Source organism: Sphingobium lactosutens (assembly GCF_013393185.1).
GTDB classification, from domain to species: domain Bacteria; phylum Pseudomonadota; class Alphaproteobacteria; order Sphingomonadales; family Sphingomonadaceae; genus Sphingobium; species Sphingobium lactosutens_A.
Window position 1 is genome coordinate 61,656 of sequence record NZ_QJQX01000063.1, and the last position, 14,544, is coordinate 76,199.

Genomic DNA, 14,544 nt, shown 5'->3' on the forward strand with positions numbered 1-14,544 from the left:
GCCATTCAGCCCCGATCGCTCAGGCGATAGCCCGCGCCCCGAACGGTATGAATGAGCGGCGCCTCGCCCTCCTCATCGATCTTGCGGCGCAACCGGCTGATATGGACGTCGATGACATTGGTGCCAGGATCAAAATGATAGTCCCATACCCCTTCCAGCAGCATGGTCCGCGTGACGACTTCGTCCTTATGCCGAAGCAGATAGTCGAGCAGGCGAAATTCGCGTGGTTGCAATTCTATGGTGCGCCTGCCCCGCCTGACCTTCCGAGCGAGCAGGTCGACCTCTAGGTCGCGGCAACTCAGCCGTGTTTCCCGTTCTTCGCCGCCCGTGCGCCGCCGAATGACAATGCGCAGCCGGGCCAGCAGTTCGGCGAAGGCAAAGGGTTTCGCCAGATAATCGTCCGACCCGCCGGTAAGACCGGCCACGCGGTCGTCCGCGTCCGCCAGGGCCGACAAGATGATGACTGGCGTCGTGATCGATGCGGCCCGCATCGCCGCGAGTACGGCCATACCGTCCATCCCCGGCAACATCCGGTCAAGAATGATCGCGTCATGCGTCTGCTCGGTCGCCATGAACAGGCCGTCGCGCCCATTGTCCGCCCGATCGACGACAAAGCCCTCTTCCGCCAGCCCCTTGGCGATATAGTCTGCCGTCGTGGCATCATCCTCGATCAGCAATATCTTATGGCTCATGACCAGCCTGCCCCTTCCATGGCGCGCATCCTTCCGGATCCGCTCATACGCGATGTCGCGCTCGCACGGCCGCCACCGACCAGCCGGCGCAGGTCCACCATGGCGCGCGCCATCGACAAGCCTTGCGGTCCAGCGATGAAGCGCGGTTCCCATATCGGCGCGAACTTGGCCTTATAGGCTCGAAGTCCCTCAAATCCATAGAAGCCGCCGCCATGGCGATAGAGAAAAGCACCGGCCTTCGCCCAGGGCGATGCGAGCCGCCGGGCCTCCAGGCCGGACAGAGGCGCCAGACCGAGCGCGAACCAGCGATAGCCCTCTGCCTCGCCCCACTGCATCAACCGGGCGAACATGAAATCCATCACGCCATAGGGAATGCCATCGCTATGTCGCATCAGGTCTACGGACAATTCCCTTTTGTCCGGCGTCGTCCAGATATTGGCGAACGCGACAATCTCGCCACGGCAGCGGACCAGCGCGCAATCGAAATGCCGTAGATAGGACAAATCGAAACGACCAACGCTGAAACCTTTTTCGGTTGCGCCTTTCGCCGCCAGCCAATGATCTGAAATTGCCTGTAACTGCGGGATCAGCGCCGGCACCTCCTCGGCAGGGACGATCTCGAAGCAGGCCCCCTCGCGCTCTGCTCGCCGGACGGCATGACGGAGAGGGCGGGCTTCCGGACCATCCAGGGTGAAGCGCGACAGGTCTACTCGCGCCTCCTCGCCATATTTGACGATCGACAGGCCGAGATCGATAGCAAGGGACAGGCTGTCCATGCTGAGTTGATAGATGAGCAGCCGGCCTTGTGCCGCATCGACACGTTCCCGCATCTGCCAGAGCAGGTCGGACCACTCCCCGGGATCGCCGACCGGATCACCCATCACGATCCAGCTATGGCCCTGGACCTGATACATGAGGAAAGCGCGCCCGGAAGGCGACACCAGTAAATGCTTGTCGCCGGTCAGCGCCAGACAGGCATCGGTCCGGCTGGCAAGCGCCAGCGCCTCCGCGCTCGGCAAAGGGGCTTCCGTGGCCATCAGGGCGCCGATGGAAGCGGGGCGGAGCATGCTACGGATCGCAACGCCGATAGCCAAAACCCCGGTTGCCAGGGCGGCGCGCAGGAACCGCGACGCATCATGATGGCGGCCGAACTGCCACCATAAATCATTCTGGTAGTCGACATGGCGATAGGCGAAAAAGCCTATCCATATCGAAATGCCGACCGCCACCCCAAGCGTGGCAACCCATTCAGGAGAAAAAATGGCGGTCGTGAAACTGGTCCTGCGATAGAAAGCGGTTCGGCTTAGCTGCAACAGGCAGGCGATAATGATGAGGACGATCGCTTCCTCATAATCCAGCCCCTTCATCAAGGAGAAGATGGCCCCGGATACCAGCAACAGGCGCGTGAGCCAGAATGCGCCGTCCAATCGTCGATAGAGGCCTGACGCCAGCAGGATCAGGACCGCCCCGACCACGCTCGCCGCCAAATGGGATGCTTCCAGAAAAGGCATTGGAACAAGGGCGTTCAGGGCACGAAGCCGTTCAGGCTCCGCCGGCAGGGACCCTGACACTAGGAGGACGATGCCGCCGACCGCCACCAGCACCGCCAGCAATGTCGGCGCAATTTCGCGCAACAGCATCTCGGCGCCATCCAGCATTCGACTGGCCGGCTTTCGCCAGGCCAGGCTTTCATGGACGGCGATCATGACGATCGCGACAATCAGCGGTATGACATAATAGATCGCGCGATAGACCAGCAATGCAGCCAGCAAGCTCGGCCGATCAACCTGCGGCAATGCCGCCAGCATGACGGCTTCAAACAGGCCGATTCCACCAGGCACATGGCTGACCAGCGTCAGGATGATCGCGAGCGCATAGCCGAGGAAGAAGGCGGGGTAGAGGCCGATGCTCGCCTGTGGCACCAGTATGAACAGGGCCGCACTCGCTGCCATGAGGTCGATACAGGCCACGCCGATCTGCCCTGCCGCCTGTCGCCGCGTCGGCAGCGCGAGCATCCACCCGAACAGACGGATCGGCCGGCATTCTTGCCCCAGCATAAGGAGCAGCATCGCTATACCGATCAGCAAGGCGACGCCGAATACACGCTGGAGCGGCATCGCAAGGGTGAGGCCCCACAGATCCAAGGCGATAGGATGAAACGCCATCAGCAGCGCCGCCATGGTCACGACGCCACCCCAGAAAGCCAGTCCGGCCGACAGGATGATGCGGGCCGTTTCACTGGGCCGCAGCCCTGCCGCGCCATAGATGCGCAACCTTGCCGATCCGCCGGTCAGCAAGGAAAGTCCCAGATTGTGACTGAGCGTGTAACTGCAAAAGGAGGCGAGCGCGACCGTACGCCATCGGAGCGGCCGCCCCATGCCAACCAGCGCGATATGATCGTATAAGGTGAGCGCGAGATAGCTGAGGATCGTCATCCCGACCGACAATGCGATCAAGCTTGGCGAAATCGCATGGAAAGCCGTCCGAAAATCCTGCACATGCATTTCGGCCAACAGATGATGAAGCGCAGCGAAGCCCAGTCCCGTGACCAACATCATGCAGCCGATCGCCAGCAGGGTTTTGTGGCGACGCACCCCGTTCTCGACGGCCCTGACGATCATCGCACCTGCCCCGATATGGCGAGGCTATGATCTATGGCCTGCAACAGGACAGCGCTTGCGGCTTCCTCGTCATGGTCCAGCGCATGGCCGCCGGGCAGCGCGATCCGTGTCGCATTGCGTTGATGGAGCGAGGGGCAAAGGCTCGCCGGTTCCTCCCGCCCATGGATACAGAGCAATGGAACCCAACTGAGGCGCTGCGCCGCCACGACGGCATCCTCTTCCGGTTCACCCATAGAGAAAATCTCGGTCGGAGAGGCGCGCCATTGCCGCGTCGCGCCCGGCACGACCAACCCGACGAACGCTATCCGCACGCGGAGCGGCTTCGGCACATAGGGAAGCGACGGTGCGATCACGTCCGCGCCGAAGGACTGACCCAGCAGCAGCAAGGGCGCTGCGGGATCGATCGCGATGGCGCGGCGCAACCCGTCCGCGATCATCGCTCCCGTCTCCTCAGGTGTCCGCCTGGTACGAAAATAATGGAGACTGTTTTCGGTGATGACGCTGATGCCGTGCCGGTTCAGCCGTTCGACAATATCGGGGCCAAGCCCCGCATGAAATCCCATATCACCCGACAGATAGAGCGCCACCGCGCGGGGGTGCGGCGACGCTTGCGCCGTGGCCGGCATGACGCCGAACAAAGTGCCGCCAATATAGCCGATATACCAGAGGCCCAGCAGCAGCACGCCCGCCATGATGAAGAGCGGGCGGACAAGCCTTCTCATGCGATCGCGCTCCGACCGGTCGCCAGCGCGGGCCCCATCCCGACCTCGCCGGACCGTACCCGCCCCGTCCGCTCCAGCTTGCCCCAGCCGACCCACGGCCCCAATATGGCGGTGCCGACCGCCCGGATGACGACGCCATACATGATCTGCCGATAGACGATCCGCTGCGCGACCAGCAGAAGGGCCGGATAATGTCGCTCGCGCGGTTCCAGCCGATAGGCCACCGCGCCGCAGAGAATGTCCACCGCAGTGAAGACCAGCCAGTAGAAGCCCATGCGCAGCACGTCGCTTTCGGTCTGCGCCCAGCCGTGCTGATGGACGCGCACGGCAGTGTCGATCATGCTGACCACCAGCGCAAGATCGATAATGGGGGAAATGATGGCAAAGCCGATCTGGAACAGCCACGCCTGCGGCAGGCCGACCCATGCCAGCCCGGCCGGGTTGCCGCTGCGCCAGATGCTCCGATGCTTCCACAGGCATTGCAGCGTGCCATAGGCCCAGCGAAAACGCTGGCGGGCGAGCGCGCGAAAACTTTCCGGCGCTTCCGTCCAGGCCACCGCCTCGGTATCATAGGCGATGCGCCAGCCCGCGCGCTGCACCGCGATCGTCAGATCCTGATCCTCGGCCAATGTATCGAGCGGATAACCGCCCACGCTATCCAGCGCCGCCCGCCGCCATGCGCCGACCGCGCCCGGTACCACCGTGATCGCGCCGAAACGGGCGAGAGCACGGCGCTCCAGATTTTGCGCCGTCACATATTCTACCGCCTGCCACCGGGTGACAAGGTTCACACGATTGCCGACCATCGCATTGCCCGCAACCGCACCGACCTGCTGGTCGGCGAACCATCGGGCCAGCCGGGCGATCGTCAATTCCTCGAACTGCGTATCCGCGTCCAGCGCGACGATGATCGGCGCCCGTGCCATTTCCAGCGCCCGATTGAGCGCAGCCGCCTTGCCGCCATTGGCCAGCGTAAGCAATCGTACCCGCGCATCATTGGCGAAGGCACCAGCGACGATCGCGCTGGTCTCATCGGTCGATCCGTCGTCGACGACGATGACATCCAGTATGACGTCATGGCTGGCCAGCACACGCCGCACCGACGCCTCGATCACCTTCGCCTCATTATAGGCGGGAATGATGACGGACACGAACTCGCCCGAACGCAGGGCCGGCGGCTCGATACGGTTGGACTGCAAGCGACTGCCGAGCGCCAGCCCGGCAAGCATTACCGCGCGTCCCATGCCAAACAGAATGACGGCGAAGAACAGCCATTTCAACAGCGTGACGATGGACGCAACGATCAGGAATATGGCGACGTCGATACGAACCGCGGCAAGATCGGCGCCATGGATGGGCGGCATGACCTGCGCCGGCGTCAATCCGGCCAGCGCAGACACCGTAACGAAATGATAGCCCCTAGCCTTGAGCGCCCGGATGATGCGGGGCAATGCTGCGACGGTCTGTGCCCGATCGCCGCCGCTGTCATGCAGCAGCACGATCTGCGCCGACCGTCCGGCGTTGCCGGCCTCCACCTGCCGGACCGTCCGCTCAACGATGGCATCCACGCCGGGCCGGGTCCAGTCGCCCGGATCGACATGCAGCCCCACATTGACATAGCCGGCTTGCTGCGCCTCCAGCGCCGGCCCGATCTCATCCGCCGTGGTCGGCTCCGCATCGCCGAAATAGGGCGCACGAAACAGCCTGACGGCGTGCCCCGTATAGGCTTCGATCAGGCGCTGCGTGCTGTTGAGTTCCAGTGACACGCCCCTGGGCGACACCTGCGCCAGATTGGGATGGGTATAGCTATGGCTGCCGATCTCGCTGCCCTGCGCGATGATCTGTCGCAACAGGCCGGGATGCATGATGGCATTTTCGCCAATCACGAAGAAAGTCGCCGGGACATGGGCTGATCTCAATATGTCGAGGATCGGCGGAGTCCAGACCGCGTCCGGGCCATCGTCGAAGGTCAGGGCAATTTGATGCGGCCGATAGCCCGTGCGCCTGATCACATAGGGCGTAGGCAGGCTGGCGAAATGTTCGTCGACGATCAGACCGCTATTGGCCGCCGATCCGACATGGCCAGATCCCATGCGGCCCGATCCCATACGAATTATGCGATGACCGATTGTCGGCACATCGTCGATGCGCAATATCTCGCCTTCCCCCTCGACATCGACCGAGTTGAAGCTGGTAAGCCGGCTCATCCCGCCCGCTGCAACATCATCCCGCGCCTTCAGCGCGGACCAGAAGCCCGGATCTTCCGATCCCATCCGCCAAAGCGCGATGCCGCCGACACCCGACAGCCTAGCCGCCCGAATCTGGTTCCATGCACTCGCACCATCCAGCATCCACACATGATGGACCCGCCCATCTTCCTGATAATCGAATGTCGCGTTGCCGCTGGCAGGATCGAACCGGATCTGCGCGCCAGAATAATGAGCCGAAAGCCAGGCGTCTTCGATGGAAAGCGCGTCGGCAGGTCCGCCGCCTTCGGTCCAGTCATAGGCATAATTGCCAATGGCGACGATCGTCTTGGACGCGGGCACGACACGAAGCGCGGCACGCAACCTGGCCACGAACCAGGGCTGTGCCGCGATAGGCCCGGCACTCTGTCCGACATAATGCTGATCATAGTCCATCAGGAACAACCGGTCGGCGACCTGACCAAAGGCCCGCAGATTCCAGCCTCCATCGTCCACCGGCACGGTCAGCATCACTTGCAGATGCCGCGCATGCAGCAGCAGCGCAGCCTGCCGCACAAAGGACAGATAATCGCGTTGCGCGCCGACCGGCAATGCTTCCAGATCGAACACCACGCCCGATCCATGCAACTGCTTCAGAATGGGGAGCAGGCGCTGCAGGAACAGGGTGCGCGCTGCAGGATCGTGGAGCAACGCAGCGGTTCCCGCGCCGTCCCACGCGCCATCCGCAACATTCTGCACAACCGGCATCACCTTCGGCCGGCGATGTGCGGCATGGACTATGGCTGCAAAAGCGGGGTCCGCCGTCAGCTGAACGCTATGCGCGGGCCCAGTCACGGAAATCAGGGACGGCGCCACCCAATCGATCGCGGCGACATGCTGCCGTAACGACGCCTTGCTCGCATCGTCCCACGGCACATAGAAGGCGACACGGACAGGCTGTCCTGCTTGAGTCCGGGCTTCTGTCGGGAGCCAGCTGGCAAGCTTACGCAATGACGCGCCCAGACGCCCGAGCCGCTGGCCGATTCCTTCCGGCTGAGACCGTTCCATGTGGAGAGGTACAGCCGCCGGCACCGGCACGTCCACGATCGTGATGGCAAAAGCGACTGCCGCGACCAGCACGGCGATCAGGGCAAGGCAAATGGCGGGCAGGGTCAACCGACGCCGCCGTCCGCTCGCATCATAGAAAATCGGCCTGTGCATCGTTCCATTCGGCGATTTTGGAGAGGCGGCACGACAGGGGGACGTACCGCCTCTCACCCATTTGGCCATGCACGATGACCGTCAGGATCAATAGGCCGCGCCATGTAACCGGCAGGTGGGCACGATATTACAATAAGTTCATGAAAGGACGGGCCGAAGAAACCTCATGCCGGTCGATCGGATTTCCTCCTACCTGCGCGAATTTCGCGCAGGGCGTATCGCCGCCTGGATGGCGGTCACCTATCCAATTCATGGCGCACGTCTCGTTCAGCCCGGCGCTGGGGGCGCAGCGTCATTCCAGCCCCCGCCCAATGCCTTGAATATGTCGATCCGCAAGGAAGACAGTCTTTGCAGCGATGCCGCCTGAGCCGCTCGTGCAGTCAACATGTCCTGCTGTGCCGTCAGCACGTCCAGCCAGCTAATAGATCCGGCCCGGTAGCGCTGATTGGCGAATTGGTGAGCGCGTGCCGATCTACGCTGCGCTTCCTCCAGCGACGACAGGCGGATTTGCTCCTGCGCGAAATTGCTGAGCGCCAGTTCGACTTCCTTGAGCGCGGTGACGACCTTGCCATCGAACGCAGCAAGGGACGCCTCCCCCTGCGCCTTGGCCTGCCGGATCCGGGCACGAGCCACGCTGATGTTGGGGAAGCTCCACGACAGCAGCGGCCCGACCGAGAAGGACAGGCTGTCGCTCCCCTTGACGCTGTCATTGCCGAAGACGTTACCCGTGCCGCCCAGTCTGATCGTGGGATAAAGCGCAGCGGTGGCGACGCCAATGCGCGCCGTGTCCGCGGCCAGTTGCCGTTCGGATTGCCGAAGGTCGGGGCGGCGGCGCAACAGATCGGCTCCGCCGCCCACCGGCAGCGCCGCCACGGGCGCGGGCGGCAGGACGCACCGACGCGCAGCGAAGGGAATGTCGGCGGCAGTACCGCCCATCAAAGCAGCCAGTTCCAACTGCGCGGCCTGATGCAGCGCTTCCACCTCTGGAATCGCGGCGCGGGCGGTCGCGGCCGCGGCGGCGGCACGCTCCACGTCGTACAGGCCGACCGATCCCGCCTTCTCCTGCGCTGTCACAAGCTTCAGGCTGTCGCTGGCAGCACGATAGCTGTCCTGCGCCACCGCCAGCGCATGGGCATAGGAGCAGGCGTCCAGATAGGCCCGCGTGGTTTCCGCCACCACCGTTACCCGCACCGCATCGCGAGCCGCCTCCACCGCTTGCGCATCAGCCAGGGCTGCTTCGACCGCCCGACTGACGCGACCAAACAGATCCGCCTCCCAACTGATGGCGATACTGCCATTGTGCGACCATTGCGCCTTGTCCTGGGTGAAGGCGCCGCCTACATCTTGCATTCCGTCGCCATAGCTGATGCCGCCATCGATATTGGTGCTCGGCAACCGTCCCGCCTTTGCCTCGCTGAGCGTCGCGCGCGCCTTCGCGAGATTGGCGGCGGCTACACGCAGATCGTTGTTCGCCATCAATGCCTGCGCCACCAATTCATCGAGTGCAGGATCGTCATAAAGCTTCCACCATCGGTCGGGCAGCGGCGCCAAGGGATCGAAGGCGGCGGCCTGCATAATGAAGGTGCCTCCGGCGGCCGCCTTCGGTTCAGGGCGATGATAGTCGGGACCGGCGGCGCATCCGCCGGCCATCAGCGCCGCGACCAGCGGCAACAGGGATTTATGCATGGACGGGTTCTCCCGCTGACAGGCCGCTCTGATCGCGTGCGCTTGACTTGCGATGGTCGCCGGCGAGCAGCGTATAGAAAGTGGGCAGGACGAAGAGGGTGAACAACGTGCCGATCAGCATCCCCATCACAACGACGATACCGATAGCGAAACGGCTGGCTGCCCCCGCCCCCCCGGCGAAGAGCAGGGGGATAAGGCCCGCCACCATCGCCGCCGTGGTCATCAGCACCGGGCGCATGCGCACCGCAGCGGCATGGCGGATAGCGTCCATGCGGCTCAAGCCTTCCTTCACCTGCATCTCGTTGGCGAAGGACACCATCAGGATGCCGTGCTTGGAGATTAGTCCGATCAGCGTCACCAGCCCGATCTGGGTATAGATGTTGAGCGTGGTGAAACCCAGATAGAGCGGAACCAGGGCTCCGCAAACCGCCAGCGGCACCGTCACAAGGATGACTAGCGGATCACGGAAACTTTCAAACTGTGCTGCCAGCACCAGGAAGATGACGATCAGCGCAAAGCCGAAGGAGAGGGTAAGCCTGTCGCCCTCCGTCACATACTGGCGGCTGTTGGACAGCCAGTCTATGGTCGTTCCTGCCGGCATCGGCTGTTCTTTCAGATATTCGACCGCTTGCCCCATGGTGACGCCGGGCATCAGCACGGCGGAGAGGGTAGCCGAATTCATCTGGTTGAACTGCGGCAGTTTATTGGGTTGCGGTCGCATCTGGACCTTTGCCACGGTGGACAGCGAAACCAGCGCGCCCGATCCGGCCCTCACATAATATTGGCCCAGATTATCGGGCGTGACGCGCTTGTCGCGAGGCACCTGCGCGATAACGTCATAGGACCGATCATGCCAGTTGAAGCGGTTGACGTAATTTTCACCCACCAGCAGCGCCAGCGTATCGGCAATTTCCGCCATGGTGACGCCCATTTGGCCGGCCTTCGCCCGATCGACGCTGATATGCGCTTCCGGACTGTCGAAAGCGAGGTCGCTATCGACAAAGGCGAAGAGGCCGCTCCCCCAGGCCGCGCCCTTCACGGCTTCGAGCGTCTTGTATATTTGCGGAAAGTCATCGGACGATCGGATCACCATCTGGACCGGCAGCCCGCCGCTGCCAGCCGGCAAAGGACTGTCCTGAAAGGCGGTCGCATAGATGCCGGTAACAGCACCGGTGCGACCAGCCAACTCGCCCTGGATATCGTCTGCGTTACGCATGCGCTCGCCCCATTCCGACAGGATGATGCCGCCGAAACCACTATTGGTGCCGTTGGCGCCCCCTGCGTCGAACCAGCTGCCGCGATATTCGGGGAAAGTGCGAAAGATGTCGTCGACCTGGGCGTTGAAGCGCGACATATAGTCGATATTCGCATATTGCGGCGCCTTCGTCGCAACGAACACATAGCCCATATCTTCCTGCGGCGCGAGTTCGCGCTGGCTCCCGGTAAACAGCAACACGATCGCGCCCAGCATCGCCAGCCCGACGATCAGCACGGCCGCGCGTGCCGCCAGTGTTCGATCGAGCAGCCGGCCATATCCCTTGGTCAGTCGCTCCATATTATGCTCGATCGCCTGGCTCAGCCTGCCCTCCGCCAGCTTTGCATTGAGCAGCTTGCCGCTCATCATCGGCGAAAGGGTAAGTGCGATCACGCCCGACACGATCACCGAACCGGCAAGCGTAAAGGCGAACTCGCGGAACAGCGCGCCGGTAAGGCCGCCCATCAGACCGATCGGTGCATAGACCGCCGCCAGCGTGATGGTCATGGCGATGACCGGCGTCACGATTTCCCTTGCGCCGACCAGCGCCGCTTCGAAGGGTGACAGACCTTCTTCGATATGACGGTGGATATTCTCCACGACGACGATGGCGTCGTCCACCACCAACCCGATCGCCAGCACCATCGCGAGCAGGGTCAACAGGTTGAGCGAGAATCCGAAGGCAAGCATGAGCGCGGCCGTGCCGAGCAGCGACAGCGGGATGGTGACGATCGGGATGATGACGGCGCTAACGGAACCGAGGAACAAGAAAATGACGATGATGACGATGACGATCGCCTCGACCAGCGTATGCTGTACTTCATCGATCGAAGCATTGACGAAATGGGCCACGTCGAAATCATTATGGACCTTGACGCCTGGCGGCGCGACGCGCTGCATTTCAGGCAGCAGCGCCTTGACAGCCTTGACGATCTCCAGAGGGTTGCCGTCCGGCGTCGGCGAAATGGCGATGGAAATAGCGGGAACGCCTGACGAGAGCGCGCCGGCATCATAATTCTGTCCGCCCATCTCCACGGTCGCGACATCGGCCAGGCGGACGATGCCGCCCTCACCGCTCTTGAGCACCATCTCTCGGAAAGCCGCCACATCGCGCAGGTCGGTCGCGGCGGTAATGTTGATGGCGGTGCTTGCCCCCTTCAACTGACCGGGCGAAGCCTGCACATTATTGGCGCGCAGGGCGTTGGCGACATCGCCCGGCGTCAGGCCGCGTGCGGTGAGCTTTACCGGATCGACCCAGATCCGCATGGCAAGCGGCGCACCGCCCGTCATCTCCGCCGACGCCACGCCGGGAATGGATGTGACCATGGGCTGGGCCACACGGGTCGCGAAATCCTGTATTTGCGGTGGCGATAACATATTGCTGGAAAAGGAAATATATTGGACCGCCGATGCACCGTCGGTGATCTTGCTGATGACCGGATCGGTCACGCCAGTGGGCAGACGATATTTGACCTGTTGCACCTTTGCCAGGATCTCGGTCATCGATCGGTCGGCATTGGCATTCAGTACCAGCTTGGCTGCAATATGGCTCTTGCCCTGGCTGGAGGTGGAACTGAGATATTCGATGCCGTTCGCCGTGGCGATTGCCTGTGCGATCGGGGTGGTCACGAAACCCTGCATCACATCCTGCGTCGCGCCTGGAAACGCCGTATCGATGGTAATCGTCGCGCTTTCCATCTTCGGATATTGGCGAATCGGCAGGCTGAATAATGCAGCCAAGCCGACCAGCAGGATCAGCAGGCTGACGACTATCGATAATATCGGCCGACGGATGAAGATATCGGTGAAAGCCCTGTTGACGTTCATGTCAGCGCCCTCCTTTCGGCGTAGCGGCGGCAACCTTGACATCGGCGCCGGGCTGGACGCGCAACTGCCCTTCGGTCACGATCACATCGCCGGCACGAAGGCCGCTTGTAACCAGCACCTCATTGCCGACACGTCGCCCGGTCTGGACGGGCACGACTTCCGCCTTGCCGCCTGCGCGGGGATTGGTACCGCGAATGACGATGACGCTGTCGCCCTGCGCCGACGTCTGGATCGCCGTCGCGGGCACCAGCAACCCGCCCTTCTGTACGGGCAATTCCAGCGCAGCGGTCACATACATGCCGGGCCGCAGCGCACGGTCCGGATTGGGCAGCACTGCCTGTACGGTAATATTGCGTGTATCCTCACCAATCTTCGGCTCGATCGCATTCACCGTCGCGGTAAAGCGTCGCCCCGGCCAGGCATCGCTGATGACAGTGACGGTCGATCCGGGCTTGAGCCTGCTCAGTTCTTGTTGCGGCAGGGCGAAATCCACGAACAGCGTGTCGAGTGCCGTCAGTGTCGCGATCACATCGCCGGGATTGAGATATTGCCCAAGATTGACCTGGCGTATACCCAGAACCCCTGCAAAGGGTGCCCGCACCTGCTTCTGGATCAGGCGAGCGTCAATCTGCTGCAGGGCGGCTGCGGCTTGATCGCGGTCAGCACGGCGCTGTTCCAGGGTCTCACGCGGTTCTGCCCCAGTCGGCGCGAGTTCCTGCGACCGCGCGACCTGTATCCCGGCAAAAGTCGCCTTGGCCTGCGCCGCGCGCCGATCGGCCCGTTCCGGCCCGTCGAACAGTTGCACCAGCAGCGCGCCTGCGCCGACCTTTGCACCGGCTTCGAAGTGGATCGCGGAAATGCGCCCGGCAACTTCTGGCGACAACGTCACTTCCCGCACGGCGCGCAGACTGCCAACCGCTTCCAGCGCGTCAGGGATGTCGCGGCGGGCTATCGTGGCAGCAGCGACGGATATGGCCTGCGGCTGCCAGGCCTGCGCTTGCCCGACCCGCCAGCCGCGCCAAAAATAGAGCGCGCCCAGCAGAACAAGCAATATGAAGACCGTAAGCAGGATCGTGCGCGCCTGTCGGAATATCCCGCGCGACGCTTCCGGCGATATCTGGTCGGTCATGCCCCCGCCCCCTTCTGGTGGACTCCGGATGGTCGGACCCAGAAAAGGGCAGCAAGACTAAAGGGATCGATGCTCATGAGATATCCATTATGAAAAGAGGGAAGCAGGTCGCTCCGCAACACGATAGGTCGGCGACGGATCTGGACACTGGAACAGATAGAGGGGAACTGGCTCCGAGGATGCCGAAGCACGGGCAATCCTTCCCGAGAGGACAGGAGCGCAAATAGGAAAACCATAAAATCCACGCGCCATCCCCAGACAAATGCTCAGGTCGACGCCGCGGCTGGGAAGAACTCACCTCATGGCAAGTGCAGGAGACACCACCCTGCAACTCTATTTCCGGCGCATCATGGCTAAGCCTGTTGCGAAAGATTTGCAACAGATTTTGGCGAACGGCCGCCGCTGCTTGCACGGCAAGAAATCGGCCAGTGCCAGTTATGGAAAATCTCAAATACGCCTCCCTTGCGAATCAGGGAGGGCTTCTATAGAACCTCAACCAATGTTGAGGTAAAGGCTCTTCTGCCGCTTTTCCGATCCCATTGCGCTTAGGAGCGTTTCGATCCCCCTCCCTGCTGCCAATCTGAGCGTCGGCGATGTCGCCCGTCGTGCCGGCGTGCCCGTGTCCACTCTTCATTTCTACGAAGCGCAGGGGCTGATCGAAAGCGAGCGCACTGGCGGCAATCAGCGGCGTTACCATCGCTCGGTTCTGCGGCTAATTGCGGTGATCAAGGTTGCGCAGCGTGTTGGCATTCCGCTGGCGCAGATAAAGGAGCATCTTGCGGGGTTGCCGACGGGGCATTTGCGGATCGCGTCGGACTGGTCGAGCTTGTCCAGCCTGTGGCGCGCCGAACTGGATCAGCGGATCGAGAAGCTGACCCATCTTCGCGATCAGATGGCGAGTTGCATAGGATGCGGATGCCTGTCCCTGGCCGACTGTCCGTTGCGCAATCCTCAGGACATTGCGGCATCTGGAGGCGCGGGCGCCCGTGCATTCGAGTGAGGATCGAGTGCCTCGTTTCAGGGCCGATCCAATCAGTCTTCTGGGAATTAATACACAGATTTATCAGTCAGATGAGGCCATGCCGCAGCGCCCGTCAAGGCGGCGGGCAGGCTGGAGAGCAACTTCGGTGCGTTCAGAAGGCTCGTACGCATCCGGTGAGGACCGCGGCTACTGACGGTTTGCTGGGGGATTTGGCATCTTACTT

General features: G+C 62.5%; 8 protein-coding genes. 1 reads left to right on the top strand and 7 read right to left on the bottom strand.

Annotated features, from left to right (window positions below; all coding sequences use genetic code 11):
* Positions 1 to 5: 5 nt before the first annotated feature.
* From DM806_RS18330 to DM806_RS18360, 7 genes are all read right to left on the bottom strand, one after another.
* A complete protein-coding gene (locus DM806_RS18330) occupies positions 6 to 692 on the bottom strand; it encodes a winged helix-turn-helix domain-containing protein (protein ID WP_179044604.1) in 687 nt (228 codons plus the stop codon).
* The gene (gene mprF, locus DM806_RS18335) at positions 689 to 3,313 is read right to left on the bottom strand and encodes a bifunctional lysylphosphatidylglycerol flippase/synthetase MprF (RefSeq protein WP_179044605.1); all 2,625 of its coding nucleotides are present in this window, start codon (positions 3,311 to 3,313) and stop codon (positions 689 to 691) included. The genes DM806_RS18330 and mprF overlap by 4 nt, the downstream gene beginning before the upstream one ends.
* Positions 3,310 to 4,035, bottom strand: a complete 726-nt coding sequence (locus tag DM806_RS18340) for an AcvB/VirJ family lysyl-phosphatidylglycerol hydrolase (protein WP_179044606.1) — start codon at positions 4,033 to 4,035, stop codon at positions 3,310 to 3,312. Before DM806_RS18340 ends, mprF begins: the two co-directional genes overlap by 4 nt.
* Complete coding sequence (locus tag DM806_RS18345) at positions 4,032 to 7,442, bottom strand: glycosyltransferase (protein ID WP_179044607.1); 3,411 nt, start codon at positions 7,440 to 7,442, stop codon at positions 4,032 to 4,034. Before DM806_RS18345 ends, DM806_RS18340 begins: the two co-directional genes overlap by 4 nt.
* Before the next feature lie 267 nt (positions 7,443 to 7,709).
* A complete protein-coding gene (locus tag DM806_RS18350; RefSeq protein WP_179044608.1) occupies positions 7,710 to 9,128 on the bottom strand; it encodes an efflux transporter outer membrane subunit in 1,419 nt (472 codons plus the stop codon).
* Entirely contained in the window at positions 9,121 to 12,210 is a 3,090-nt protein-coding gene (locus tag DM806_RS18355) for an efflux RND transporter permease subunit (RefSeq protein WP_179044609.1), read from the bottom strand. Before DM806_RS18355 ends, DM806_RS18350 begins: the two co-directional genes overlap by 8 nt.
* Before the next feature lies 1 nt (position 12,211).
* The gene (locus DM806_RS18360; protein ID WP_179044610.1) at positions 12,212 to 13,339 is read right to left on the bottom strand and encodes an efflux RND transporter periplasmic adaptor subunit; all 1,128 of its coding nucleotides are present in this window, start codon (positions 13,337 to 13,339) and stop codon (positions 12,212 to 12,214) included.
* A gap of 559 nt (positions 13,340 to 13,898) precedes the next feature.
* On the opposite strand from DM806_RS18360, the gene soxR reads away from it, so the two are divergent.
* A complete protein-coding gene (soxR, locus tag DM806_RS18365; protein WP_179041791.1) occupies positions 13,899 to 14,339 on the top strand; it encodes a redox-sensitive transcriptional activator SoxR in 441 nt (146 codons plus the stop codon).
* The last annotated feature ends 205 nt before the right edge of the window (positions 14,340 to 14,544 follow it).